The following is a 24351-nucleotide window of genomic DNA, read 5'->3' as shown; positions in this document are numbered from 1 at the left end:
CGAAGATGCTCCTCCTGGGCCATCGATCACCTGCTGTGATCTATGGTGAGCGCCATAGATTTCTTGTACCATCGGAAGCAGGAACTACGCAAGACCCTTTGACCGACGAGGCGAGAATTTCTGATGGAAGCGATGGGCCCAGCGCCAGACCACGGCGTGTACGGCATTTCGGTCGCGGCCGACCTCGTCGGCATGGGGGTTCAAACCTTGCGGCTGTACGAGGCACGCGGACTCCTCGAACCCATCCGCTCCGAGGGCGGCACCCGCCGCTACAGCGCCGACGACCTGGCTCGTCTCCGGCGGATCAGCCGACTGGTCGCCGCCGGAGTCAACCTCGCCGGCATCGGCCGCATTCTTGAACTCGAGGACGACAATGCGGCGCTGCTCGCCGAGAACCGCGCATCCAGCGAGAAGGCAACAAGGAAAACCAGGCCCAGCTAGGGCCCAGTCGATTGCCGGTACCGGGGGTACTGCGTATATTGTCGTGCCATGAGTTCGGAGCACTTCGAGGTGCTGATCGTCGGGGCCGGCTTCGGCGGTATCGGCGCGGCAGTCCAGCTCAAGCGCATGAATATCGACGACTTCGTCATCCTCGACCGGGAGGACGACCTCGGCGGAACCTGGCACGTGAATCACTACCCAGGGCTGGCCGTCGACGTCCCCACCACTACTTACTCGTACTTCTTCGAGCCCAACCCGAACTGGTCGCGGTTGTTCACCCCAGGACCGGAGATCAAGCAGTACGCCGCCGGGGTGGCCGACAAGTACGACGTGCGCCGCCACATGCGGTTCAACACCGTCGTGGAAAGCGCCCGCTGGGATGAGGAGACCCGTCGCTGGCAGGTGGCGCTGTCCGGTGGCGACGTGCTGTCGGCGCGCTACCTGATCACCGCTACTGGGTTTTTGTCCCAGCCGAAAACACCCGACATTCCGGGAATCACCACGTTCGAGGGCAAGGTCATCCACACCACCGAGTGGGAGGACGATTTCGATCCGACCGGCAGGCGGATCGGGATCATCGGGACCGGCGCGACGGCAGTGCAACTGATTCCGAAACTCGCGGACAAGGCCGCCGATCTCACTGTCTATCAGCGCACCCCGATCTGGGTGGCACCGAAGATCGACCTACAGTTCCCGGATCGAGTCAAACGGCTCTTCGCCCGCTTACCGTGGACGCAGCGGCTGATCCGGACGATTACCGACACCATCTACGAGTTGATGATCACCGTCGGCGTGGTGCGATACCGGGTCCCGCTGTTCCGGCGGCTCAACATCTCTGCGATGGATCTGTGCAAGATCAATCAGTTTCTGGCGATTCGCGACAAAGAACTGCGCCGCAAGCTCACCCCCGACTACGACATCGGGTGCAAGCGCCCGACGTTCTCCAACACCTATTTCCGCAGCTTCGCCAAACCGCATGTCCACCTGCAGGCCGACGGAGTCGAACGCGTCGAGGCCGACGGGATCGTCAACGCCGACGGCTCGAAAACCAATATCGACACACTGGTGCTGGCCACCGGGTTCGACCTGTGGGAGGCCAACTTCCCGGCTATCGAGGTGATCGGCCGCGACGGGCGCAACCTCGGAAAGTGGTGGCGCGACACGCGATTCCAGGCGTATCAGGGCGTGTCGATGCCTTACTTTCCGAACTACCTCAGCTTGGCCAGTCCGTTTGCCTTCTTGGGACTGAACTTCTTCAACACCATGGAATACCAGATGCGCTTGATGGAGCGCCTTTTCGCCGAGCTCGAACGCCGGGGCGCGGACACATTCGAAGTGACCGAAGAGGCTAACGCGCGCTACCTCGACCGGATGACCGAACTGCTCGGCGATTCGCTGTGGACGATCGGTAACTGCGCGACCTCACGGTCGTACTATTTCAATCCCAGCGGTGAGCCATCGCTGTTGCGTCCGATGGCCACCTCGACAGCGATCGAGGAAGCGTCGAATTTCCCGTTGAGCGACTACGTAATCGCCTGAGGAGCTTCATGTCTCGCAAAAGTAATCGTGTTGCCCGCTTTTCAGGTCTGGCCTTGGCCGGCGCCGGCCTGGCCCACTTCACCAGCCCGTCATTGTTCGAGCCGATCACCAAGTCGGCGTTCCCGTGTAACACCCGCCAGCACATCTACACCAACGGCAGCATCGAAACCGTGCTGGGGCTGATTTTCGCCAGCCGGCAGACCCGCAACCTGGGCGCCGTCGGATTGATCGGGTACCTCGCCTACCTGGGCGGAAATGCTATCCGCCAACCCCAAAAACCGTAGCTTCCATCAGTTTTCGCACACACGCCTGCGAATAGGCGGAGTTGTCGGCGGAGTTCTCGTAGTGCACCAGCCGACCTACATCGACTACCAGCGCCATCGCCGCATGGACCAGAACACGCGCCTGCGTCTCGGTGAGCGCCGGCCGCGCCGCCGCCAGTAGGCGCATCCAGGCATCGATCGTCGACCGCTGCACACCGCGGAGCAGTTCCTGATCCACCCGGGTCAGGTTCACCCGTTCGGTGTAGTAGATCGCGGCCAGATCCGGATTCGCGAACGAGGTCGCCACGTATGCCTCGATCAGCAAGGTGAGCATATGGCCCGGTTCGGTCAGCCCGGACAGGATCGCCGACAGCCGGCCCGAAACTCGATCGGCCGCACGCCGCAACCCCGTCGCGAGGATGTCGCACTTGCCGGGGAAGTAGCGGTAGATCCCCGACACCGGAATACCGACGGCCGACGCGATCTCGGCCATGCTGGTCTCGGGATAGCCCTTGGCGTTGAACAACACCATCGACGCCTGCAGCAGCGCTTCGTATACCCCGGTGTCGGCTTCGAAGATCCGCCACGAGGCAGGGCGGTCCACGGTATCCGCCGGTTCCGGCAGCTCGGCCCGGAGTACTGCCGAGGCGGCGCCGGCCAGCAGCGCGCGGATGTCGTCGGCGGGCAATTGAACCCGGTGGTCGACGACGCTTCCGATCACGCTGAGCAGCCCGGCCGACAGCATCCATCGCTGCGACGAGTTCAGAGTTGGGCGAATCGCGTTGAGCGGCCGCTGAATTCGGCGGTTCACCAATCGCAGTTGATCGCCGAGCGCGGATTGGTCTTCGCCGTGCAGGTAGCGAGCCTGCCATCGATACAGCCCGCCGGATGCGCGATTTACCAGCGTCACGTCGATCAGCGCCGCGACCAGTCGGTCCAGCGTCTCGGCGGGGTCGCCTCCGGCTTCGGTGTCGGCGAAGTCGGTGCAGTCGACCAGTTGCTGGCCGAGTGCCAGGACGGCGTCGCGGAACAGTTCGTACTTGCCGGCATGGTGCCGATACAGCGCCGGCGCGGAGATTCCGACCTTGGCCGCGATCGCTTCCATGCTGACGGCGTGGTAGCCCTGCGCACTGAACGCCTCGGCGGATGCCCGGGCGATCTGATCTTTGCGATCCTTGGGCCGTCGGCGTACTACGGCGGCGCCCTGCGCGCGCGGCGTCGTCACCGCCTCACCCTAGCCCGCAGATTCTTGCCAAAAAACCTACCGCCGAGTCAGAACCGTCATTAACATAGCTCTTGCTCGACGCGCTTGAGCAGCGTTTCGGGGACCGGGTTGGGAGGTGACCGCTCATGCTCGACACGATTCGCCGCGTCCTCGGCTACCAGCTCACGGTCGCTCAGCTGATCGCGCTTGGATTGATCGTCGGCACACCGTATCTGCTGATCGGAACGATCTGGTCGACGACGCACACCGCGCATCTTCAGAACATGCACGGGGTCGATCTGGCGGTGTCGTTTCTGGGCTCCATCGTGTCGTGGCCGGTGCTGCTGTTCGCGAACGTCTGCATGACATGAGCGCCAAGGCCGCCGGAATCCCGTCGATGCGCGCATTCACATATCTCGGCATACGGCCAGATCTGAGAGGACACTCGTGAGCAATCGTCAGGTGCTACTCGGAGTCGTGGGCGCCGCGTTGATCGCCGCCGGACTGTTGGCGCTGTGGTTTCCGGTGCACTTGGGTCAATACGACCAATGGGGAATGCAGATCAGCTGCGGGAGGGGCTTCAACGGGAGCCTGTCGCAGACCCCGGGAGCCCACGACGCCAACCTGGCCGGCGAGTGCGCGACAGCGCTGCTGCGGCGCCGCCTCTGGGCTATCCCGGCCGCCATCATCGGCTGGGCGCTGGTGACGGTCGTCGCTGCGATATGGGTCCGCAGCACACCAGACGATGCGGAGGAAAGTACCCGGTTCTGGGAGTTGCGCGGAGACGCGACCTAAGCCGCCGGCCGTCAGTTAGACCGCCCGGGATCTACGGGTGATGTTCAGCCGACTTCGCCGCCAACGGCGGCTACCGAAGAGATCGGCGCGACGATGTTCACGCTTGCCGATCACTTCGTCCAGATGGAAATGTTGGGCGCGAAAGAAGACGCTGCGGCTCGTCGCCCAGTACGCCGACCTCTGGAACTCGACAGAGATCGAGGGTTGACCCGCCATTGCGAAACGGTGGGTCGGGATGTCGCCGAGATCCGGAAAACCGTCGGCTTCGTTGAGGACCCGTTCGAGCTTCCTGAGGTGTCCGTCGATCAACACCGGCCCAGTCCCGGGCACACCGGATCCTGCCGGCTTCATGAAACGCTTCGGCGACGAGGTGATGCCGAAGTTGTCGGAGATCGGTTGAGCCTCTGGAGGTTCTACAGGCTCGCGATGATCCGCGCACGCTCCGCGGCGTACTCGTCGTCGGAGATGGCGCCGCTGGCGCGCAGGTTCTCGATCTCCTGCAGTCGTTGCGTCGTCGGCGCCACGGTCGGCGCCGGCGTCCACCGCGCGTGCATTGCAGCGTCGTGTTGAAAGGCCCGCATAGTGGCGCTCGGCTCGTGGCCGAAGTTGAGCAGCCCGAGCCGCAACAGCAGAATCAGCAGGCCGATGCCTCCGACCGGCAAGCCGAAGTACAGCGTCCAACCGCCGGGCATGCCGAGTTCGCTGAGCGCGACAAAGCGAATCACGAACGTGACGACGAAGAGCGCGGCGATCGCCCCGGCCAAGATGAGTGCGGGTTTGTTGTTTTTCATGATGGATGTTCCTTATCGTCTGGTGGATTCACTGCGGCCGCCCGGCCACCGAATGTCGCCGTGGCGACGCCCAGTGGCCGGGCCAGAGTCGCTGTCAGGGGCAGGCGACGTCGAGTTCGAACGACTTGTTGACCGGTCCTGCCATCGGGTTGGACATGTCCATACCACTGGCGGTACCGCTGATCTTGTACGTGCTGCCGTCCTTGGTGGCGTTGGCCTTGCCGGTGGTGCCGCCAACGCCCAACGAGACGCCGTTGACATTGCCCAGCGCAACGGATTTCACGACGGGCGGGCTGGCATCCGTCAACACGGCGCCGATGCCGGTGGGAACACCGGAGGAACCGGCTCCACCGCCGATGGCGATGTTGACCGTGCCGGCGGCTGTCGTGCAGGCAACCTGGCCCTTGACGTTTTGATCCTTACCGTCGACGAGCACCTTGGTGTTCGACGAACCGGCGGGCGCCACGGCGGCATTACCGACACTGGCGGCCTTGTCGTGGTGTGAACAACCCACCATCACCGTGGCGAGGGTCGCCGCCGCACCGGCCATGATCAGGACTTCGCGTTTCATTGATGGACTCCTTGTTTGTGTTGTGGACGTGATGCCTAATCACAGTGCGGCAGCGGGCTTTATGGATCCTTAACGCCGACCCGCCCGGTTCAGCCGGCCACTGCGTGAGGCACCGGCGTAGCGACGGGCAGCACTGTCACGTCGCCCACGTGGTCAGCGGCATAGAGCCGGCCCACTCCTGAGCTCGTGGCGACGCACGACGGCCGTACGTGGATCGTGATGCTCTCCAAAAACCTTTCACTCAAAGCGCATACACCGCGACGCCGTCGCGGTCCACCACATAGATCTCGGCGCCAAGCCTCTGCACGCGTCGCAATCAGGGTGCCGCTGGTGGGGTCGACCGCGATGTCGCCAATCGGGTTGTAGGGATTGGCCAGCACGCTCACGTCGACACGTCGCCGGACATGTCTACGTACATCGACTGGAGCCCAATGCGACCGGGGCCGGTGAAGCGATTGAAGACGAGGTTGCCGCTGCCACCGAACATGCCGGTCCGGAGGCCAAAAACCCACGGATCCATCCGGACGCTTTCGTCACGGTAGATCCAACTTCCGGGCTCCACATCGATCTGCTCACCGGGTGCGAGAACTTTCTCGAAAACGTTGCCGTAGCCGTGCAGCCACAGCACGCCCTCCGACTGCGTCGCGGCGAACCGGTCCACGAAGAACCCGGTCGAGCCGAACAACACGTTTCGCATCCCCTTCTGGCGGGTGAATCCGTACTCCAAATTGCCGGTGGCCGCCAGGTATTGGTGCTCACGAACCTCGACCGCTGCACCGGGCCGCAGATGCAGCGGAAAGACATGCCCGGCGCCGTCGCGCGAAAATGCGACCTGCCCCGGTCCACGGGCCTCGGTCATCAGCAGTTGCATGCCCGCGACCATCCGCTTGAGCGCACCCTTGCCCCTGAGCCCGATATGAAGCTCAGGGTCCTTCCACAAGATGACGTGATGCTCGAAAAACACCGGCACGCTGCCGTCGAGCCAGATGTGCAGTACCGGCACCAACTCTCCATCGATGCGGTAGTACACACCCGGGGCGCGCCCATCGGCGACGTTGGTGGGCAGTAACTGTGGGGGCTCGGGCCGATACGAGTTGGCCATCTTTCCGGCTCAAGGTCGCTTGGCGTAGCGCGTGAGAAATCCGGTGGCTGCAATCGTGGCGACCACGCCGATCACACCCCACAGCACAATGGAGAACACCAGCGACCCGAACAAGAAGTCGTACGTCAGCGAGAGATAGATCGACCACAGCACCCGGTAGAGGCACCAGAAAGCGACCAGTCCCGCGCTGATCCCGATGATCAGGCTGCGATTGCGATCGACGCGCTCGATTTGTTCTTCGATGTTGGCGGGCAGAATCTTCATGTGCGTCGTCCTTTCGTGAGGGCGCGGTGTTGCGGTGCAACACCTGCGCGTGCTCACGGTGCGGTACAGCGCTTACTGGATCCTTAACGGACCGCTCACCCGACGGCCGGCTACGGCGCGGCGTGGCCGGCTCCGGTCTCGAGCGTGAATTCCTCGTCGCCGATCCGAATGCGATCGCCATCGCGCAGTTCGGCGCTGGGGTCGATACGTTTCCGGCGCACCCGGACTCCGTTCGCCGATCCCAGATCGGTGATGAGGATCGTGTGGCCGTCATCGGCGATGACGGCGTGGTGGCGGCTGACCTTGGCGTCAGACAGCACGATGTCGTTGTCGGGGCTGCGACCTATCCGGGTGGCCGTGCCGGCTAACGCATAGCGTCGCCCGTCGGCGCCGATCAGTGCTGCCGTCGCAGCCCGGCGGACCCGGATTGCGTTGTCCGACTGGGCGACAATGGTGTCCTCGGCGTGTGATTGGGCAACCTTGCGAGCGTCCAACGGCTCCTGGCGCAGAATCCGCTCGTAGAGCTCCCGGATCGTCCAGCTCGGGTCGATGCCCAAGTCTTCCGCGAGTAACGCTTTCAGCCGCAAGTACGCGTCCAGCGCGTCTGACTGGCGGTCGTCCAAGTAGTAGGCGGTAATCAACTGGGCCCACAACGGTTCCCGATAGCCATGCCTGGCGGTCAACGCCTCCAGCTCCGCGATCACGTTATGCGGCCGACCGCAGGCGATTTCGGCCTCGGCACGCGCGATGTAGACAAGCACCCTCTCCTCATCGATCGCCGCGGCCAGCGTCTCCACGAAGTGAAAGTCGCTCAGGTCCTCGAGAACCGGGCCGCGCCACTGGCCAAGCGCGGCCAGCAGGTGCTGGCTGGCCTGCTCGAACTGCGCGTCGGCTGCGGCCTGCACACCGGCGTTTTTCTCGGCAATGAACCGGCCGAAGTCGTACTGATCGTCGTTGATGGACAGTTGATAGCCCGGAGGTGTGCTGGCCAGCACGGAACGGTCGATGCCCGCGTCGCTCATCAGCCGACGCAAGTTGGAGATGTAGGCATGCAGGGTGGCCCGCGCTCCCTGCGGCGGCCGCTGATCCCATGCGGCACCGATGAGCGAGTCAATGCCCACCGGTCGATTCGCATTGACGATCAACATCGCCAGCACCGCACGCTGCTTCGGTGTGCCCAACGGCAGTGATTCATCGCTGATGCGCACCTGCAACGGGCCCAATACACCGAACTGGGCCGCCGCAAAGGACCGCCCTGTGCCTAAACCATCGGCCATCGTGATGTTTCTGCGCTCACCAGGTTCGCCAGCTAAACAACAGCAGCATAGCTTCCAGTTAGGATCTGCCCATGCCGGTATCGGTAGGTGAAGCGTTCGCGGGATTCACGGTCCTGCGGGTGCTGGGTGCCGGCGGCATGGGCACGGTGTATCTGGCCGCGCATCCCCGGTTGCCGCGCCAGGACGCGCTGAAGGTGCTGCCGACGCAGTGGACCGCCGACCCGCAGTATCGGGCGCGGTTTCTGCGTGAGGCCGATCTGACGGCCAGCCTGTCGCATCCCAACATCTTGGGTGTTCATGACCGCGGTGAATACGACGGTCAGTTGTGGATTTCGATGGATTATGTCGGGGGCACGGACGCGTCCCGGCTGGTGCGCGAGCACCATCCCAACGGGCTGCCCGTCGGTGAGGCGCTGGAGATCATCACGGCGGTGGCGTCGGCGTTGGATTATGCGCATCAACGGGGCCTGCTGCACCGCGACGTGAAGCCGGCCAACATCCTGCTGGATCCGCAGGCACAACGAATTTTTTTGGCCGACTTCGGTATCGCGCGTCTGATCGATGACCCAGCGGGGCTGACTGCCACGAATATGGCCGTCGGCACGATGGCGTACGCGGCGCCAGAGCAGTTGAGGGGTGAGCCGCTCGACGGTCGCACCGATCAATATGCACTGGCGTGCACTGCCTTTGACCTGTTGACCGGAGCGCCACCGTACGTCGATTCCAACCCCGCTGTGGTGATCACCAAACACGTTGCGGCGCCGGTACCTTCGCTGGGGGAACGTCGGCCGGAGTTGGCTGTGCTGGATCCGGTGCTGGCCCGGGCGATGGCCAAATCGCCCACCGACCGGTATCCCAGCTGCCGAGATTTCGCCCGCGAGCTGAGTGCCCTTGTCAGCCCACCGTCCGGCCACGTCCACCCGCCGCCACCCGCACCCCCGCCGGGACTACCCGCGCCCGCGCCCACCCTGATGACCAGCCCTTCGCGTGTTTCACGCCCGACTTTGATTGCGTCACTTGCGGTTACCGCGTTGCTGCTGGTGGCCGCGGCGGTTTTTGCGGGCGTGACGTTTGTGCAGCACCACGATCGGGCCGGCAGCACACCATCGACCGCGACCGCAGCTACCGCCCACGCGTTCAGCGGCACCTACCGGGCGGACTATGGCCCCGGCACCGACCTCGAAGGAAAAGGGGTCGCGGGTGCGCCGCCGATGACTGGCACCTGGGATGTGCGCTCGACGTGCGGATCCGGCGGCTGTATCGCGACGGCGTCCTACGTCGGTGGTAGCGGAGTCGTGCTCGTCTCGGATCTGGTGTTCGATCAGGTGGGCGGTAGTTGGCTTGCCGTGGGCCTGGGCTCTACGTCCTGTAATGACGCGCCCACCGAAGTCTGGGTGGTGTTCACCCTGCAGCCGCAACCCGACGGCACCCTGACCGGTGACACCACCAGGTCCACCACCAACAGCTGCAGCACGGCAAAGCGAACCGTAACCTTCACCCGCACAGGTGATCCCGACCTCGCCAAGGTTCCCGATCCGGCTGCGTTGCCTCCACGGGCGGCCTCCCCGTCCACAGCGCTACGCGGGCGATACCACGAAACAATCACCTATGCGAACGGCGGTTCTGCGCCGGGACAAGACGATCTCACCGTCCGTACGGTGTGCCTGCGCACTGGCGATCGCTGCATGAGCCTGTTCCATGCGATCGACGGGGTGGTGCCTCTGGTGTTCAGCGGCGGCAAGTGGACCCGCAACGACGAGGGCACGGTGCCCTGCAACCTCGGCGGAACCGTGAATATCAAGCTCAGCGCGGAGTATCCGCTGCCCGACCCGCTGCAAGATCCGATCCCACTGCTGATCGGGCACGGCCACAACGTGACCACTGGAAGCGCCTGTGCCGGCGGCGATTTCGAAGACAAGTTCGAGCGTACCGGCGACTAACTCATTTCTTGGACAGCTGGTGACGGGTCCGGTCCTCACGGATCGGAATACCGTTGCGGCCACTGAGATCTTGAGCGTATAGACCGGTCGCATAGGCGACACCATCCCCGTTGATGGCGAGTTCGGCACGGTCGATGTGCTCCAAGGTGTCGGTGCTCTTGTGGTAGTTGGGATCGAACGGCTGGTCCGCTTCACCACCCCACAGCTTGGCCTCCTCGGAAGACTTCTTGTTCTCGGCGCCGGAGAACAAGCCGCCCGAGGGAATGCCGGCCTGGGTGAAGCCGTCGTAGTCGGACCTGCCGTCAAATGAGGTGTCCTGCGGCGTTTTTCCGGCGGAGTTGAGGTACGCGGCCAGCGTCCGCTCGATTCCGGCGGAGCCCTCGGGCACCACCGGATTGCCACGCTTGTCAGCCGGCAACGACTGGTCGCCGTCGTAGGTGAAATAGCCCGGGTTCGGGGACGCGAGCATGTCGAAATTCAGATACAACGCAATATTTTTGAGCGCTTCGATATCCAACGACTGGACATACTTGTGCGAGCCGATCAGCCCGAGCTCCTCAGCACCCCAGAAACCGAATCGCACCGCGTTGTGGATCCCCGGCGAACTGCCCAATTGCAAAGCGGTCTCCAGAACCGCGGCCACACCGGATCCGTTGTCGTTGATACCAGGGCCTTCGGGAACGCTGTCGAGGTGAGCCCCGGCCATCACCACATCGCTGGTCGACCCGGTCTTGGTCTGCGCAATCACGTTGCGCGCCTGGATGGTCTTGGTCTCTGCGGAGAGTTCTACCGTCGCAGGCCCGACGGTAGCGCGAAGCAGTGCGCCGTCGGGTTTGGTGACGCCGACGACTGGGATCTTGACGTCGGTGGATTCGCCGAGGGTGCCGCCCATCTGCTCTTCGACAACGTTGTCCGCCACGACGACCGCCACGGCTCCGTGTTGGGCGGCGGCGGCGGCCTTCTGGGCGAACGGGCAGGTGCCGCGATCCACCAGCACGACCGCGCCGTTGACCGGGACGTTGTCGAAGTCGGCCGCGTTGCAGCCGGGGCTTGCGTCGGTCCCGACGGCCACCAGCGGACCGGTGACCCCGGGCGCGGCGGGGCTGTACTCCAGCGCCCGCGCGTCGAACTTCTTGCCGGCAACGGTCACCGATCCCGGTTCGGCGTGAAACACATGCGCGTCGAATTGCATGGTCTGCACGTCAAAACCCTTGTCCCGCAACTTACCCACGACGTAATCGACGCTGGCGTCGTAGCCGGGCGTGCCGACCGCGCGGGTGTTGCCATTGGCATTGGCGATGTCCTGCAGCTTGGTCAAGTGGGCCATCATCGCGTCGGTGCTGACTTTCCCGCGCAGGGCGGCCGCGAAGTCCGGACCCGATCTCGGCGTCATCGTATTGGCAGTGTCGGAGGACGCACACCCGCCGGCCGCCAACAGCAGAGCCGCGACGGCGGTCAGGATCGGTCTTGATTTGCTCATCATCGCGCCCCAGATTAGACGTCCGCGTCGACGCACGCCGTCAACTGGCGGCTTCGGCGGGATCGTCGAGTCGCAGATACGCCTGGATCGTGGTGCCCGCGGCCGTGGAGTGCGTCCGTAGCAAGTCGGCGATGGCGTTGACCACAAAGAGACCGTAGGGACCTGGGCTGCCCGCGACGGGTGGTCGGCGGCCTGCTAACGGGTCGGCCCAGTAGCCCATGTCGCGCGCCTCGCAGACCACGTAGCCGTTCTCGTACCAGAACGCCATTCGGCAGGCACCCCCGGCGTGATCGAGGCTGTTGGTGGCCAACTCGGTGGCGACCAACAGCAGATCGGCGACTCTGTCCGCGGACATCCCGAGCAGCCGGCTGTAACGTTCACCGCACCGGCGGACGCCGGCCAGATCCGCCGCCTGCTCGACGGTGTGCGTGACCGCGGCCGCACTGGTGGCCAACGGTTGGTTGCACTGGTCAAGCGCGGCATCGACCGCATATTCCGGGCAGTGCCGCCGCGCTCCGTCCTGCCAGATCTGCGGATGCGTGAGGCGGACCTCGGCCAGGACGCTTTCGTCCAGACAGGATGCGTCGTAGGGGCACAGGCCGGTGATGTCGGTCCCGGCAAACGCGATGTTGGCGAGAGCTTCATGCTGCATGCACGCGAGGTATTCGAATGCACTCCGGCCCACCCAGGCGGATTCGGCAACGATGCGCACACGCTGGCCGGTGTGCCGTTCGACGAAAGCCAGCTGCCCGGCCAGGATCCGTCCTGGATTGCGGCCGAAGTCGGTGATGTCGGCCATCGTCACCTCGGCGGCCCCATCCCCCAAAGCGCCGCGCAACGATGCCAATCTTTCCCCTGGTACCGCGACCAAGGTGGGCTCCGACAGCTCCAAGCCGTCGCCGATGAATTGCGCAAGCCGGTCCACGTATTCGCGCTCTGAGTGATACAAGAGCGCTGAATGGTCGTAGCCCCGAAGATGCACGTGTGCTCTCAGTGTCATGTCGACGGATAGATCCTCGGCAGTGATTGCCTGCATGGTTGCCTCGGTAGATCTACCCAGGCGACAAAAACCTAATCAGGCTCCGCCGGTCTGCTTCAGAATCAGGTCGGCCACGGCACGCATACCTGCGGCGTTGGGATGAAACGGCGCCGGCCGCCACGGCAACGGCAAACCAGCGGCCACCACCCAGGGATCCGCTGACCAGCCGTTATGGTGACGACTGGCGTGCCCGGCCCGCACGACATCGCAGCCGGTGGCCTGTGCTGCCGCGGAGGTGGCTTCCTCGAGGCGCGTGGCGACCAAACGACCCAGGTCGGCGTGCTCCGCTGACAGCGGAGCAGCGGCTTGGCCGTCCGGCGGCAGCAGGGTGAGGTAATCGACGAAAATCACCCGCGCCCGCGGCGACCGCTGCCGCACCGCGGCGCCGACGGCGTGCAACGCCGCTTCGATCCCGTCGAGGGCTTTTCCGCGGGCGTCGCGGTCGAACAGCTCGCGCAGGCGAGCGGCGACCGGAGGCAGTCTGCGAACGACCGCGGGCAGCGACGCGGCCATCAGCAGCGGCACGTATCCGACGTCGTTGCCGCCGATGGTGACGGTCACCAGATCTTCGGAGCCATCCAACGCCTCGATCTGGGGCTGGGCGCTGCGCTGACGGTCGGCGAGCACGTGGGCGGTAGTGGCGCCGGAGAAGGTGACGTCGACGAGGCCGAGGTTCAGTCGCTCGGCGACCAGATGGGCGTAGTTGCGCGCCGATCGGCCCGACCCGAACGGCGCGCCCGCGGCAGCGGGCCGGATTCCGGGTCCGGCGGCCATCGAGCTGCCGAGCGCCACGTAGCGGCTCACAGGTCGGGACTCGAGGCCTGCGCCCAGAACCGCTTCGGGATGCGACCGGCACGTCGGGCCAGATATCCCGCGGTGACGGCGGCTGCCATTGCCGCCGCCATCGCGGGTGGATCGACGGCGCGGGTCACCGCGGTGGCCAACAGAACGGCGTCGCAACCCAACTCCATCGCGAGCGCGGCATCACTGGCGGTGCCGATCCCGGCGTCGAGGACAACCGGGACACCGGCTTGGCTCACGATCATTTCGATGTTGTGCGGGTTGGCGATTCCCAGCCCTGTGCCGATCGGTGAACCGAGCGGCATCACCGCCGCGCACCCGGTGTCTTCCAATCGCTTGGCAAGCACCGGGTCGTCGTTGGTGTACGGCAGCACCACGAAGCCGTCGTCAACCAATTGTTCCGCGGCACGAACCAATTCAATGGCATCGGGCAACAGGGTGCGCTCGTCTGCGATCACTTCCAGCTTGACCCACTCGGTGCCCAATGCCTCGCGCCCGAGTTGCGCGGTGAGCACCGCCTCGGCGGCGCCGCGACAGCCCGCGGTGTTGGGCAGCGGTGTGATGCCCAGTCGGCTCAACAGATCGAGCATGCCGGTGCCGCCCTCGGCATCGACGCGGCGCATCGCGACGGTGGTCAACTCGGTACCCGATGCGACCAGGGCCTCTTCGAGGACCGCAAGGTTCGCGGCGCCGCCGGTGCCCATGATCAACCGAGATGTGAAGCTGCGCCCGGCAATGGTCAGTTTCGAATCAGCCACCCTGCACCGCCGTCACCACTTCGATGTTTGCGCCGCCGGAAAGCGCTGTGGCCCAGCGGGATCGCGGTAGGACGACTTGATCGACCGCGACCGCGATGCCGCGGTCCGGATAGCCCAGCGACTGCAGCAGCGCCGCAACTGTGGTGTGGTCGTCGACCTCGAGGTCGTCGGCGTTGACACGAATAATCACGTGTGGGCTCCAACCGGAATGAGTTCGGACACAATTTGTTCAGCCGTCCACGGTGCCAGCAGGAAACCGGATCGGCCGTGGCCGGCGGCGATCAGCGTCCGGGCATCCAGGCGTCCCACCAGGGGCAGGTTGTCTGGCGTCATCGGACGCAGGCCGGCGATGCACTCCGCCAGCTCGTACTCGCCGAGCGCCGGCATGACCGTGCATGCGTCGTCGAGCAGATCCCGCACACCGGACACCGTCGGTGCGGTGTCGCGACCGTGCTCGTACTGGGTCGCGCCGACCACCACGCCGTCGGCGCGTGGCACCACATAAACCTGACGTCCATGCACCCGAGCACGAATTACTCTTTGCGGCAACGGCATACACCCCTTCCGCCAACGCAACCTCAGCACTTCACCCTTCACCGGCCGAATCGGCAGACCCGGCCACAAGGCCGGGGCATCGATTCCGTTGGCGATCACGACCGCGTCGGCCTGCACCGCGTTCACAGATGCAACCGGCCCATCCCAGTCGACGCCCAGTTCTTCGCATGCCGCCGACAGCCCGTCGAGCAGCGCCCGATTGTCCACCGCGAGCTCGGTGGGTGCCCGAAAACCATGCCGAATACCTTGCGCCAGCATCGGTTCCACGTCGCGCACTGCCGATTCCCAGATCACCGGGTGCCCTTGCGCGGACAACCACTCGGCGACCGTGCGCAGGTCGGCGACGTCGGCACGGTCGACCGCTACCGCCAAGGACTCCCGCGCGGTGATCACCTGGCCGGGTAGGCCGTCGGTGTATCCGCCCTGCTGCCAGAGCTTTAGCGACTCCAGACCCAGCTGCAGCAGTCGCTCCTCGCCCGGCCAGCCTTCGCTGTGCGGCGCCAACATGCCAGCGGCTACCCACGACGCACCGGGCTGGCCGGACCGATGCACCCGCACCGACCAACCGGCTTGGGCTGCGCGGCGTGCCACGGACAGCCCGATGACGCCGCCGCCGATGACGGCCAGCGTTCCCGAGTCCGGTGGCATCTCCGCTCCCTTCGCCGGCATGATCCGGATCAGGTGTGTGACGGTAAGGGCCGACGTGCCCATTCTCAGACCCCGCTCGCGGGACTCCCGTGTCGACTCCAAAGGGTAGTCGCTAGCGTCGCGGTGTGCACCAACCGATCGACCGGCTCGCCACCGCGCGTCTCTATCTGTGCACCGATGCGCGTCGCGACCATGGCGATCTGGCCGAATTCGCCGACGCCGCGCTGGCCGGCGGGGTCGATGTCATTCAACTGCGCGACAAGGGCTCGGCCGCTGAGCAGCGGCTGGGCCCGCTCGAGGCCCGCGACGAATTGGCGGCGCTGGAGGTGCTCGCCGACGCGGCGCGGCGGCATGGCGCACTGCTGGCCGTCAACGACCGCGCCGACATCGCCCGTGCCGCCGGCGCCGCCGTGCTGCACCTGGGTCAAGACGACCTGCCGCTGAGCGTGGCGCGCGAGATCGTCGGCCCGGACACCGTGATCGGCCGTTCCACCCACGATCGTCAGCAGGTCGGCACGGCGATCACCGAGAAGGTCGACTATTTCTGCGTCGGGCCGTGTTGGCCGACCCCGACCAAGCCCGGACGCAGCGCGCCCGGGCTGGCGCTGGTGCGGGCCACCGCCGAGCTGGCATGCGACAAACCCTGGTTCGCCATCGGCGGCATCGACGTGGATCGACTGCCAGAGGTGCTGGACGCCGGCGCGCGGCGCATCGTCGTCGTCCGGGCTATCACCGCCGCGGAGGATCCCCGAGCCGCTGCCGAGCAGCTCAGTTCGGCACTTGCAGCAGTGAGCTGATCCGGGAGCTCAGCTGCGACGGCGCCTGATCTGGGTGGCCTGCGGTGCACCACACGAAGACCCCTTGCGCGACCTCGACCGTGCGCGGCAGGCTGCGCCGCAGCTCGTCGTCTCGGTGTAGCGGCAGGGCCTCCTGCGCCGTCCGCAGCCGTTGCCAGCTGGCCGCGAATCCGGGATGCAGCGGCAGGGCGGCCACCTCGTCTTCACCGACCCAGCGCATCTCGGCGCTCTCATAATTGGCTTCGGTCTGCAGCAGTTCAGCCGCGTCAGCGACGACCGTCGTGTAGGTCCAGTCGGTACCGCTCGCCTCGGCGGTGATCACCGTTCCCCGTACCGATAGCAGCTCGCCGGGCAAACCTGCCTCCTCGTGGGCTTCTCGGACGGCGGCCTCCTCGGCGGTCTCGTGGCTGTCGCGGGCACCGCCCGGCAGGCCCCATGTTCCGCCCTGATGGCTCCACGGCGCCCGGTGCTGCAGTAACACCGCCGGGGTTCCGTCACGCAACGGCGCCCGGAGCAACAAGCCCGCCGCGCCGAACCGACCCCAGTAAGGGTTGCCGGTGTCGGACACCACCCATCCGTCACCGTCGCCGCGCACGCGTTCAGGATAAGCAGCACCCGACGCCGATGCCGCCGTGTGTCGCGGGCGGGTAACAAGTCGGGAAATCTGAGTGGGCGGGTCCCCGCATCTCAGCAAAACACTCTTAGACTTCGCTTATACAGTTCATCACAAGCACGCTGGGAAAGATGAGGTCCGAACAGACGTGACCGTTGAGTTGGCGCACCCGTCGACTGAGCCGCTCGGTTCGCGGTCGCCGATTGAGCCGGCCCACCCCCGCTGGTGGTTCGTTGCCACGACGCCGGGTCGCATCCTGTCCATCGGTCTCGTCCTGGCAATCCTGGGCGGGCTCAGCGCGTTCGCCACGTCGACCACGATCAACCAGCGACAGCATGCGCTGACCACCGTGCTGAACCACACCGAGCCGCTGGCCTTCGCGGCCGGCCGGCTGTACACCACGCTGTCGGTTGCCGACGCGGCCGCGGCGACCGCGTTCATCGCGCAAGCCGAGCCGCGCACCGTCCGGCAGCGTTACGAGCAGGCGATCACCGACGCGGCGGTCGCGGTGACCAGGGCGTCCAGCGGTCTGACCGATGAGCCGCTGGTGCAGTTGCTCGGCAGGGTCAACGCCGAGTTGGCGGTGTACACCGGGCTGATCGAAATCGCCCGGACCAACAACCGGGCCGGTAACCCCGTCGGCTCGTCGTACCTGTCCGAGGCCTCCACGCTGATGCAGTCGGCGATCTTGCCGGACGCGGCACGGCTGTACAGCGAGACCTCGGAACGGGTGGACACCGAAACCACGGCATCGACCGAGATCCCGGCTCCGGTGATCCTCGTCATCCTCGCAACGGCGGTGATGGGCTCCTTCTCGCACCGCTGGCTGGCCCGGCACACCAACCGGCGGATCAACCCCGGTCTTGTCGCCGGTGCACTCGCGATTCTCGTTATGGTGGTCTGGGTGGGTACCGCGCTTGCCATTTCCACTGCCGGTAGCCGTAGTGCGAAAAACACTGCGGCAGAGTCACTGAAGACCATCACCAACATGTCCATCAGTGCGCAGCAGGCGCGCGCCGACGAGACCTTGTCGCTGATTCGGCGCGGGGACGAAGAAACCCGCAAGCAATCCTTCTATGAACGCATCGACGCCATGCACAAGCAGCTCGACCAATACCTCGCTCGTCAGGACGCCGTCGACAAGGGCGACTTGCAGGACGCCGCCCAACTGCTGGCACAGTGGCGGCGGGCCGACGATCGAATCAACGCCTACATCTCGGTCGGTAATTATCGGGCCGCGACGCAGGTGGCCCTGGGCAGCGGAGAAAACGACTCCACCCCCGCGTTCGACAAACTCGACCTCGCACTGGTGAAGGCCATGGAGCAGAGCCGTCACGAATTGCGCGACGACGTCCTCAACGCGCGTCGGGGACTGTCCGGCGCCACAGTGGGTGCCATCGTGCTCAGCCTGGGCGCGGCCGTCGCCGTCGCTCTCGGATTATGGCCCCGGCTAAGCGAGTATCGATGACGACGCGGCCGCTCCGAATCCTGTGCACCGCGCTGGCGGCGGGCGTCGGCATGCGGTGCCGACCTGCTGCGCGCGGCTTCGCCGCGCTGGCGATCGCCACGGTTCTGGCCGGCTGCAGCGAAACCGGTTCCATGTTGGTGGCCCCTGCCCCGACGCTGGCGCCGCCCACCCCGGCCGGTATGCAGGAGATACCCCCGCAACCACCGTTGCAGCCGGACAAGACCGCCGACAACTGCAACCCCACCGCCAGCCTGCGCCCGTTCGATAATCCGGCTGACGCCGACGCCGCGGTGGCCGATATCCGCGCCCGCGGCCGGCTGATCGTCGGCCTGGACATCGGCAGCAACCTGTTCAGCTTCCGCGATCCGATCACCGGTGAAATCGTCGGCTTCGACGTCGACATCGCCGGCGAGGTAGCGCGCGACATCTTCGGTAACCCATCGCAAGTCGAGTATCGGATCCTGTCGTCCGACGAACGCATCACCGCGCTGCAGAAATCAGAAGTCGACATCGTCGTCAAGACGATGACCATCACCTGCGAGCGGCGCAAGCAGGTCAACTTCTCCACCGTCTACCTCGACGCCAGCCAGCGCATCCTGGCTTCGCGCGACTCGCCGGTGACCAAACCGGCTGACCTGTCCGGAAAGCGGGTCTGCGTGGCGAAGGGCACGACGTCGCTGCACCGGATTCGCGAGATCTCGCCACCGCCGATTGTGGTCGAGGTGGTGAACTGGGCCGACTGCCTGGTGACGTTGCAGCAGCGTCAGGTCGACGCGGTCAGCACCGACGACTCGATTCTGGCCGGGCTGGTCTCCCAGGACCCGTATCTGCACATCGTCGGGCCCAACATGGGCACCCAGCCTTACGGGATCGGGGTCAAGCTCGAGAACACCGGACTGGTTCGTTTCGTCAACGGCACTCTGGAACGCGTCCGCCGCGATGGCACTTGGAATGCGCTGTACCGCAAATGGTTAACGGTACTCGGGATCGCGCCGGCCCCGCCTATCCCGAGGTACGAGGACTGATGACCGAGCAACCGGTGGACCCGGAAAGCCAGGACCTGGACGACGTCGCTCCGGGTACTCAGCCCGCCGACGCGATGGTGGACTCATCCTCTCAGGGGCGCCCACAGGCCACCCAGGCGATCTTCCGGCCCGACTTCGACGATGTCGATGATGACTTCGCCCTGCACAGCGCCGACACCACGCCGCGGGAGCGGGTGAAGTCGACGACGCGGGCTCCGGTGCGCCGGCTGGGCGGTGGACTCGTAGAAATTCCGCGGGTTCCCGACATCGATCCGCTCGAAGCGTTGATGCCCAATCCGGTTGTGCCAGAATCCAAACGGTTCTGCTGGAACTGCGGACGGCCGGTCGGCCGATCCAGCAAAGAAGGCAAGGCCCAGTCGGAGGGCTGGTGCCCATACTGCGGAAGCCCGTATTCCTTCCTGCCGCAACTGAATCCGGGCGCCGTCGTTGCCGGCCAGTACGTAATCAAAGGCTGCATCGCGCACGGCGGACTGGGCTGGGTTTATCTGGCGCTCGACAGCAACGTCAATGATCGTCCGGTGGTGCTCAAAGGCCTGGTTCATTCCGGTGACGCCGAAGCACAGGCGATCGCGATGGCCGAGCGGAGGTTCCTCGCCGAGGTTGTGCATCCCTCGATCGTGCAGATCTTCAACTTCGTCGAGCACACCGACCAGCACGGCGAACCCGTGGGTTACATCGTGATGGAGTACGTCGGTGGGCAATCGCTCAAACGTCGCAAGGGCGACAGGCTGCCGGTCGCCGAGGCGATTGCGTACGTGCTGGAAATCCTTCCGGCGCTGAGCTATCTGCACTCCATCGGTTTGGTCTACAACGACCTCAAACCGGAAAACATCATGCTCACCGAAGAGCAACTCAAACTGATCGACCTTGGAGCCGTCTCGCGGATCAACTCGTTCGGCTATCTCTACGGCACACCGGGATACCAGGCGCCCGAGATCGTGCGAACCGGACCGACCGTGGCCAGCGACATCTACACGGTCGGTCGTACGCTGGCGGCCCTGACGTTGAAATTGCGGGCCCGCGGCGGACGCTACGTCGACGGGCTGCCCGAAGACGACCCAGTGCTCGCCAAGTACGACTCATTCGGCAGGTTGCTGCGCCGCGCCATCGATCCGGATCCGCGGCGGCGATTCGTCAGCGCCGAGGAGATGTCCGGACAGCTGTCGGGTGTGCTGCGTGAGGTGGTCGCGCAGGACACCGGCGTACGGCGACCGGGCTTGTCGACGATCTTCTCCCGCAGCCGCTCGACGTTTGGGGAAGCACTGTTGGTCGCTCACACCGACGTGTACCTCGACGGTCATGTGCATTCGGAAAAGTTGACCGCCAAGGAGATCGTCACCGCGCTGCAGGTGCCGCTGGTCGACGCGGCCGATGTCGCCGCACCGCTGTTGCAGGCGACGGTGCTGTCGCAACCGGTACAGACATTGGATTCGCTGCGCGCATTCCGGCACGGCGCAATGGATTCCGACGACATCGACTTGTCGGATTCCATCGAACTGCCGTTGATGGAGGTGCGGGCGCTGCTGGATCTTGGCGATGTCGCCAAGGCCACCCGCAAGCTCGACGACCTCGCCGAGCGAGTCGGCTGGCGTTGGCGGCTGGTCTGGTATCGCGGAGTCTCGGAATTGCTGACCGCCGACTACGAGTCGGCGAGCAAGCATTTCAGCGAGGTGCTGGACACCTTCCCCGGTGAGCTGGCGCCCAAGATGGCCCTGGCCGCGACCGCCGAATTAGCCGGCAGCTCAGACGAACACAAGTACTACGACGAGGTGTGGAAGACCGACGACGGGGTGATCTCAGCGGCGTTCGGATTGGCCAGGGCACAGTCGGTCGAGGGAGACCGGGGCGGTGCGGTTCGCACTCTTGACGAAGTCCCGGCCACCTCAAGGTATTTCACCACCGCGCGGCTCACCAGTGCGGTGACGTTGCTGTCCGGTCGTTCCGCCAGTGAAATCACCGAAGACCAGATCCGCGACGCTGCACGACGGGTAGAGGCGCTACCGCCGACCGAGCCGCGGGTGCTGCAGATTCGCGCGTTGGTACTCGGCAGTGCGTTGGATTGGCTGGGAGATCACGAGGCCAGTACCAACCACATTCTCGGCTTTCCGTTCACCGAGCACGGGCTGCGGCTGGGTGTCGAGGCGTCGCTGCGCGGGCTGGCCCGGGCGGCGCCAACCCAGGCGCACCGCTACAAGCTGATCGACATGGCAAACCGGGTCCGTCCCACCAGCACGTTCTAACTGGGGCGCAAGCAGATCGCAAGCAATCTCCGGCAGAGTTGACGCATGGCCGGCCAGTCGGATGGGTGGACAACGACTGCGCGCGTGCTGCGCCGGACCGGATTCGGTGTCACGGGCGCGCAGGTCGACGCCGTCGCCAAGCAAAACTGGCCCGACTACGTCGACGCCGCTCTGCGCGCGGACCCGGACAAGGACCCAGGGGCGGTCGCGACACCGATGCCGACGCTGGCTGACGGGCACCGCCCCGGAAAGGGAGCATCAGCCCAGGTTCGCAAAGAGTTCAACCGCGAATTGTTCAGCCTGATGTCCGGGCTCTCCGAGTGGTGGTTGCGTCGGATGGTCTCGGTGCGGCAGCCGGTTCACGAGAAGTTGACGCTGTTGTGGCACAACCACTTTGCCACCTCGGCCAAGAAGGTGCTTTTCCCGGGCCAGATGGCAGCGCAAAACCAGAAGCTGCGCAGCCTGTCGCTCGGCGACTTCCACACGCTGGCCTACGCCATGTTGACCGATGCCGCCATGCTGCATTGGTTGGACGGAGACAAGAACACCGTCGGCGCCAACAATGAGAACCTGGCCCGCGAGTTCATGGAGCTGTTCGCCCTCGGTCACGGCAACGGCTACACCGAGGACGACGTGCGGGCCGGTGCCCGGGCGCTGACCGGGTGGACGGCCCGGCCAGGTGCGAAGACGGTGCTGGTGGCGCGCCGCCAAGACCGCACGTCCAAGACATTGTTCGGGGTCACACGGAATTTCGATGCAAACGGGTTCTGCGACATTGTGCTGGCGCAGCCCAAGTCAGCGGAACATGTCGCTGGGCGGCTGTGGCGTCAACTGGCTTCCGACACCCCCGCATCCCCGGAGGTGCTCGACCGGCTCGTCGCGGCCTACGGGCCGGCGCGCGACTTGCGCGCGTTGACTCGGGCGATCCTCACCGATGACGAGTTCGTGCACAGCCGCGCGGCGATCGTCAACACGCCGGTTGAGTGGCTCGTCGGAGTGATCCGCAGCTTGAATGTCCCGATCGACCACCCGGGGCGAATGAAAATGGCTGACGACACACTCAAGGCGCTAGGACAGCGACCGTTTTATCCACCTGATGTCGGAGGTTGGCCGTATGGCCGGGCCTGGATGTCGACCGCCAGCGCCGATGTACGGATGCGTGCCGCAACCCAATTGGCCCGCGCGGGTGATCTGTCCGCTGTCGAGGACGCCGCTGGCAGCGACCGGATCGATGCCGTCGGTTATCTGATCGGCATCGGCGTATGGTCCGACCGGACCGTGGCAGCACTGAAACCGTTGACGAGCAGGCCGGTTCGGCTGGTGGCCGCCGCGGTCAACACTCCCGAATACCTGACGTCGTAGCGAGCATGCTGATGACCAATCTGAATCGCCGAAAGTTTCTGATCGCCAGTGCGGGAGCGGGCGCCGCCGGTCTGCTGTCGGGCGCAGTGGGTTGCAGCTGGCCTGACCTGATGCAGGCGGCCCAGGAGCGACCGCTTGCCGAAGGCAGCGGCGTGCTGGTGATCGTCACGCTCTACGGCGGCAACGACGGGATCAACACCGTGATTCCCTACGCCGACCATGCCTATCACGATGTCCGGCCGCAATTGGCTTATGCGCCAAATGAAGTTCTACATCTTGATGATCAGCTGGGCCTCAATCCCGCCCTCAAGGGCCTCGCGCAGGTATGGGACGACCGGAAGCTGGCCATCGTCCGCGGGGTCAGCTATCCACGGCCCGACCACAGCCACTTCCGGTCGATGGACATCTGGCAGACGGCGTCCCCGTCCGAGCCGGTCTCGACCGGCTGGATCGGCAGATGGCTGGATGCCACCGGCAACGACCCGCTGCGTGCGGTCAATGTCGGCTCGGTACTCCCCCCATTGGCTGTGGGCGAAAAGTCCACCGCGGCCGCACTTTCGACCTCCAAGGAAATGCAGTCGGCGGAAAGATTCACCGCGACGATGGACGCGCTTGGTGTTGACGACCCGGGCGACACCCCCGCGATGGCGGCAGTGTGCGAGGCCTACCGCGCGACCCGGACCACCGATACCACGTTCCGGTCGATCAAGCCGTCGGGCATGAAGCCGCGATCGCTGGCCGGCCAACTGGACATGGTGGCCGCAGCCGTGAAGGCGGCGGTGCCCACCCGGGTGTACTCGGTGCAGTTGGGCGGATTCGACACGCACGTGGTGGAGCGCGGGATCCAGCAGCGTCTCCTGCAGACCCTCGACGATGCCGTGACGCCGTTCCTCAAGCAGATGGCCGGCGACAAGTACGGTAAAAACGTTGTCCTGATGGCATATTCGGAGTTTGGACGGCGGGTGAAGGCCAACGGCGCCGGGGGCACCGACCACGGCACCGCGGGTCCGATGTTCGTCGCCGGCGGACCGGTCAGGGGCGGCTTCTACGGCGACGAACCCAGCCTCACCGACCTCGACAACGGCGATCTAAAGCCCACCACGGACTTCCGCGACGTCTACTTCGAGCTGCTGTCCAAGACACTGCAGACCGACCCCACGCCATCGGTGGGGACCGCCCGGAGAAGCCTGGGGTTTCTCACCTAAAACTGCTGGTCAAGCCGCTGGGGGCGGAGCGTGATCCGATTGCTCGGATGTCCGGTTGTCTTGCCGAACACGTCAGACACTTTTTCCGGAAATCTGGATGCTTCTCAGCTTAACCTCAGTTATAGTTCGGTCCAATATCGCGACTCTTGTAG

Annotated in this window: 26 protein-coding genes; 12 read left to right on the top strand and 14 right to left on the bottom strand. The window is 65.3% G+C overall.

Translation table 11 applies throughout. The annotated features are described in order from the left end of the window. The first annotated feature begins 123 nt into the window (after positions 1 to 123). Genes WAN02_RS08470 through WAN02_RS08460 form a run of 3 tightly spaced genes read left to right on the top strand, consistent with a single transcriptional unit; the run spans position 124 to position 2264 of the window. The gene (locus tag WAN02_RS08470) at positions 124 to 441 is read left to right on the top strand and encodes a MerR family transcriptional regulator (protein WP_422263708.1); all 318 of its coding nucleotides are present in this window, start codon (positions 124 to 126) and stop codon (positions 439 to 441) included. A gap of 48 nt (positions 442 to 489) precedes the next feature. After that, positions 490 to 1980: a flavin-containing monooxygenase gene (locus WAN02_RS08465; protein ID WP_422263707.1), complete on the top strand. Its 1491-nt coding sequence runs from the start codon at positions 490 to 492 to the stop codon at positions 1978 to 1980. Positions 1981 to 1988: 8 nt separating this feature from the next. After that, on the top strand, positions 1989 to 2264 hold the full coding sequence (locus WAN02_RS08460) for a hypothetical protein (protein ID WP_422263706.1): 276 nt from the start codon (positions 1989 to 1991) through the stop codon (positions 2262 to 2264). Here WAN02_RS08460 and WAN02_RS08455 read toward each other — a convergent pair. Further along, entirely contained in the window at positions 2239 to 3468 is a 1230-nt protein-coding gene (locus WAN02_RS08455; protein WP_422263705.1) for a TetR/AcrR family transcriptional regulator, read from the bottom strand. The genes WAN02_RS08460 and WAN02_RS08455 overlap by 26 nt on opposite strands. Before the next feature lie 125 nt (positions 3469 to 3593). Here WAN02_RS08455 and WAN02_RS08450 point away from each other — a divergent pair, with 125 nt between their 5' ends. Next, complete coding sequence (locus WAN02_RS08450) at positions 3594 to 3818, top strand: hypothetical protein (protein WP_422263704.1); 225 nt, start codon at positions 3594 to 3596, stop codon at positions 3816 to 3818. Positions 3819 to 3894: 76 nt separating this feature from the next. Continuing rightward, positions 3895 to 4242, top strand: a complete 348-nt coding sequence (locus WAN02_RS08445; RefSeq protein WP_422263703.1) for a hypothetical protein — start codon at positions 3895 to 3897, stop codon at positions 4240 to 4242. Between the two features lie 15 nt (positions 4243 to 4257). Here the strand turns inward: WAN02_RS08445 and WAN02_RS08440 are convergent, their stop codons facing one another. The 6 genes from WAN02_RS08440 to WAN02_RS08415 all read right to left on the bottom strand — a co-directional run bounded on the left by WAN02_RS08440 (position 4258) and on the right by WAN02_RS08415 (position 8247). Further along, complete coding sequence (locus tag WAN02_RS08440) at positions 4258 to 4572, bottom strand: hypothetical protein (RefSeq protein WP_422263702.1); 315 nt, start codon at positions 4570 to 4572, stop codon at positions 4258 to 4260. An 83-nt stretch (positions 4573 to 4655) separates the two neighbouring features. After that, complete coding sequence (locus tag WAN02_RS08435) at positions 4656 to 5033, bottom strand: SHOCT domain-containing protein (protein WP_422263701.1); 378 nt, start codon at positions 5031 to 5033, stop codon at positions 4656 to 4658. Between the two features lie 94 nt (positions 5034 to 5127). Continuing rightward, complete coding sequence (locus tag WAN02_RS08430; RefSeq protein WP_422263700.1) at positions 5128 to 5604, bottom strand: lipoprotein LpqH; 477 nt, start codon at positions 5602 to 5604, stop codon at positions 5128 to 5130. Between the two features lie 382 nt (positions 5605 to 5986). Continuing rightward, the gene (locus tag WAN02_RS08425; RefSeq protein WP_422263699.1) at positions 5987 to 6706 is read right to left on the bottom strand and encodes an AIM24 family protein; all 720 of its coding nucleotides are present in this window, start codon (positions 6704 to 6706) and stop codon (positions 5987 to 5989) included. A 9-nt stretch (positions 6707 to 6715) separates the two neighbouring features. Next, the gene (locus tag WAN02_RS08420) at positions 6716 to 6970 is read right to left on the bottom strand and encodes a hypothetical protein (RefSeq protein WP_422263698.1); all 255 of its coding nucleotides are present in this window, start codon (positions 6968 to 6970) and stop codon (positions 6716 to 6718) included. Positions 6971 to 7080: 110 nt separating this feature from the next. Further along, a complete protein-coding gene (locus WAN02_RS08415; protein ID WP_422263697.1) occupies positions 7081 to 8247 on the bottom strand; it encodes a BTAD domain-containing putative transcriptional regulator in 1167 nt (388 codons plus the stop codon). Between the two features lie 71 nt (positions 8248 to 8318). On the opposite strand from WAN02_RS08415, the gene WAN02_RS08410 reads away from it, so the two are divergent. Next, a complete protein-coding gene (locus WAN02_RS08410; RefSeq protein WP_422263696.1) occupies positions 8319 to 10187 on the top strand; it encodes a serine/threonine-protein kinase in 1869 nt (622 codons plus the stop codon). A gap of 1 nt (position 10188) precedes the next feature. Here the strand turns inward: WAN02_RS08410 and WAN02_RS08405 are convergent, their stop codons facing one another. The 6 genes from WAN02_RS08405 to thiO are packed head-to-tail and all read right to left on the bottom strand — an operon-like array spanning position 10189 to position 15468. Beyond that, complete coding sequence (locus WAN02_RS08405) at positions 10189 to 11670, bottom strand: M28 family metallopeptidase (RefSeq protein ID WP_422263695.1); 1482 nt, start codon at positions 11668 to 11670, stop codon at positions 10189 to 10191. A 37-nt stretch (positions 11671 to 11707) separates the two neighbouring features. After that, positions 11708 to 12703, bottom strand: coding sequence for an anti-sigma factor RsbA family regulatory protein (locus WAN02_RS08400; RefSeq protein WP_422263694.1), 996 nt, complete (start codon positions 12701 to 12703; stop codon positions 11708 to 11710). A 39-nt stretch (positions 12704 to 12742) separates the two neighbouring features. Further along, on the bottom strand, positions 12743 to 13510 hold the full coding sequence (locus WAN02_RS08395; protein WP_422263693.1) for an SGNH/GDSL hydrolase family protein: 768 nt from the start codon (positions 13508 to 13510) through the stop codon (positions 12743 to 12745). Continuing rightward, positions 13507 to 14265 carry a thiazole synthase gene (locus WAN02_RS08390; RefSeq protein WP_422263692.1) on the bottom strand — a complete coding sequence of 253 codons (759 nt, stop codon included), beginning with the start codon at positions 14263 to 14265 and terminating at the stop codon, positions 13507 to 13509. The genes WAN02_RS08395 and WAN02_RS08390 overlap by 4 nt, the downstream gene beginning before the upstream one ends. Beyond that, on the bottom strand, positions 14258 to 14455 hold the full coding sequence (thiS, locus tag WAN02_RS08385; protein ID WP_422263691.1) for a sulfur carrier protein ThiS: 198 nt from the start codon (positions 14453 to 14455) through the stop codon (positions 14258 to 14260). Before thiS ends, WAN02_RS08390 begins: the two co-directional genes overlap by 8 nt. Further along, positions 14452 to 15468 carry a glycine oxidase ThiO gene (gene thiO, locus WAN02_RS08380; RefSeq protein WP_422263710.1) on the bottom strand — a complete coding sequence of 339 codons (1017 nt, stop codon included), beginning with the start codon at positions 15466 to 15468 and terminating at the stop codon, positions 14452 to 14454. The genes thiS and thiO overlap by 4 nt, the downstream gene beginning before the upstream one ends. A 125-nt stretch (positions 15469 to 15593) precedes the next feature. On the opposite strand from thiO, the gene thiE reads away from it, so the two are divergent. Continuing rightward, positions 15594 to 16265 (top strand): thiamine phosphate synthase, encoded by a 672-nt coding sequence (thiE, locus tag WAN02_RS08375; protein ID WP_422263690.1) that lies wholly within the window; start codon positions 15594 to 15596, stop codon positions 16263 to 16265. Here thiE and WAN02_RS08370 read toward each other — a convergent pair. Continuing rightward, positions 16237 to 16860 carry an NUDIX hydrolase gene (locus WAN02_RS08370; protein WP_422263689.1) on the bottom strand — a complete coding sequence of 208 codons (624 nt, stop codon included), beginning with the start codon at positions 16858 to 16860 and terminating at the stop codon, positions 16237 to 16239. The genes thiE and WAN02_RS08370 overlap by 29 nt on opposite strands. 166 nt (positions 16861 to 17026) lie before the next feature. Here WAN02_RS08370 and glnX point away from each other — a divergent pair, with 166 nt between their 5' ends. Genes glnX through WAN02_RS08345 form a run of 5 tightly spaced genes read left to right on the top strand, consistent with a single transcriptional unit; the run spans position 17027 to position 24199 of the window. Further along, on the top strand, positions 17027 to 18346 hold the full coding sequence (gene glnX, locus WAN02_RS08365) for a protein kinase G-activating protein GlnX (protein WP_422263688.1): 1320 nt from the start codon (positions 17027 to 17029) through the stop codon (positions 18344 to 18346). A 50-nt stretch (positions 18347 to 18396) separates the two neighbouring features. Next, positions 18397 to 19371 carry a glutamate ABC transporter substrate-binding protein gene (locus tag WAN02_RS08360; protein WP_422263709.1) on the top strand — a complete coding sequence of 325 codons (975 nt, stop codon included), beginning with the start codon at positions 18397 to 18399 and terminating at the stop codon, positions 19369 to 19371. Further along, positions 19371 to 21632 (top strand): serine/threonine-protein kinase PknG, encoded by a 2262-nt coding sequence (locus WAN02_RS08355; RefSeq protein WP_422263687.1) that lies wholly within the window; start codon positions 19371 to 19373, stop codon positions 21630 to 21632. The genes WAN02_RS08360 and WAN02_RS08355 overlap by 1 nt, the downstream gene beginning before the upstream one ends. A 45-nt stretch (positions 21633 to 21677) precedes the next feature. Beyond that, the gene (locus tag WAN02_RS08350; RefSeq protein WP_422263686.1) at positions 21678 to 22994 is read left to right on the top strand and encodes a DUF1800 domain-containing protein; all 1317 of its coding nucleotides are present in this window, start codon (positions 21678 to 21680) and stop codon (positions 22992 to 22994) included. Positions 22995 to 23005: 11 nt separating this feature from the next. Beyond that, complete coding sequence (locus tag WAN02_RS08345) at positions 23006 to 24199, top strand: DUF1501 domain-containing protein (protein WP_422263685.1); 1194 nt, start codon at positions 23006 to 23008, stop codon at positions 24197 to 24199. Positions 24200 to 24351: the final 152 nt, after the last annotated feature.

The organism is Mycobacterium sp., assembly GCF_049281135.1.
Classification (GTDB): domain Bacteria; phylum Actinomycetota; class Actinomycetes; order Mycobacteriales; family Mycobacteriaceae; genus Mycobacterium.
The sequence above is the reverse complement of the archived record's forward strand: the minus strand, read 5'-3'. Positions and strand labels throughout refer to the sequence as shown.

What these genes read in the sequence shown, in the direction of transcription:
- WAN02_RS08460 (WP_422263706.1), top strand. Translation starts at nt 1,989, where the DNA reads ATGTCTCGCAAAAGTAATCGTGTTGCCCGCTTTTCAGGTCTGGCCTTG.
- WAN02_RS08450 (WP_422263704.1), top strand. Translation starts at nt 3,594, where the DNA reads ATGCTCGACACGATTCGCCGCGTCCTCGGCTACCAGCTCACGGTCGCT.
- WAN02_RS08355 (WP_422263687.1), top strand. Translation starts at nt 19,371, where the DNA reads ATGACCGAGCAACCGGTGGACCCGGAAAGCCAGGACCTGGACGACGTC.
- WAN02_RS08420 (WP_422263698.1), bottom strand. Translation starts at nt 6,970, where the DNA reads ATGAAGATTCTGCCCGCCAACATCGAAGAACAAATCGAGCGCGTCGAT.
- WAN02_RS08405 (WP_422263695.1), bottom strand. Translation starts at nt 11,670, where the DNA reads ATGATGAGCAAATCAAGACCGATCCTGACCGCCGTCGCGGCTCTGCTG.
- WAN02_RS08345 (WP_422263685.1), top strand. Translation starts at nt 23,006, where the DNA reads ATGACCAATCTGAATCGCCGAAAGTTTCTGATCGCCAGTGCGGGAGCG.
- WAN02_RS08415 (WP_422263697.1), bottom strand. Translation starts at nt 8,247, where the DNA reads ATGGCCGATGGTTTAGGCACAGGGCGGTCCTTTGCGGCGGCCCAGTTC.
- WAN02_RS08465 (WP_422263707.1), top strand. Translation starts at nt 490, where the DNA reads ATGAGTTCGGAGCACTTCGAGGTGCTGATCGTCGGGGCCGGCTTCGGC.
- WAN02_RS08350 (WP_422263686.1), top strand. Translation starts at nt 21,678, where the DNA reads ATGGCCGGCCAGTCGGATGGGTGGACAACGACTGCGCGCGTGCTGCGC.
- WAN02_RS08430 (WP_422263700.1), bottom strand. Translation starts at nt 5,604, where the DNA reads ATGAAACGCGAAGTCCTGATCATGGCCGGTGCGGCGGCGACCCTCGCC.
- WAN02_RS08435 (WP_422263701.1), bottom strand. Translation starts at nt 5,033, where the DNA reads ATGAAAAACAACAAACCCGCACTCATCTTGGCCGGGGCGATCGCCGCG.
- WAN02_RS08360 (WP_422263709.1), top strand. Translation starts at nt 18,397, where the DNA reads ATGCGGTGCCGACCTGCTGCGCGCGGCTTCGCCGCGCTGGCGATCGCC.
- WAN02_RS08425 (WP_422263699.1), bottom strand. Translation starts at nt 6,706, where the DNA reads ATGGCCAACTCGTATCGGCCCGAGCCCCCACAGTTACTGCCCACCAAC.
- WAN02_RS08470 (WP_422263708.1), top strand. Translation starts at nt 124, where the DNA reads ATGGAAGCGATGGGCCCAGCGCCAGACCACGGCGTGTACGGCATTTCG.
- thiO (WP_422263710.1), bottom strand. Translation starts at nt 15,468, where the DNA reads ATGCCACCGGACTCGGGAACGCTGGCCGTCATCGGCGGCGGCGTCATC.
- WAN02_RS08410 (WP_422263696.1), top strand. Translation starts at nt 8,319, where the DNA reads ATGCCGGTATCGGTAGGTGAAGCGTTCGCGGGATTCACGGTCCTGCGG.
- WAN02_RS08400 (WP_422263694.1), bottom strand. Translation starts at nt 12,703, where the DNA reads ATGCAGGCAATCACTGCCGAGGATCTATCCGTCGACATGACACTGAGA.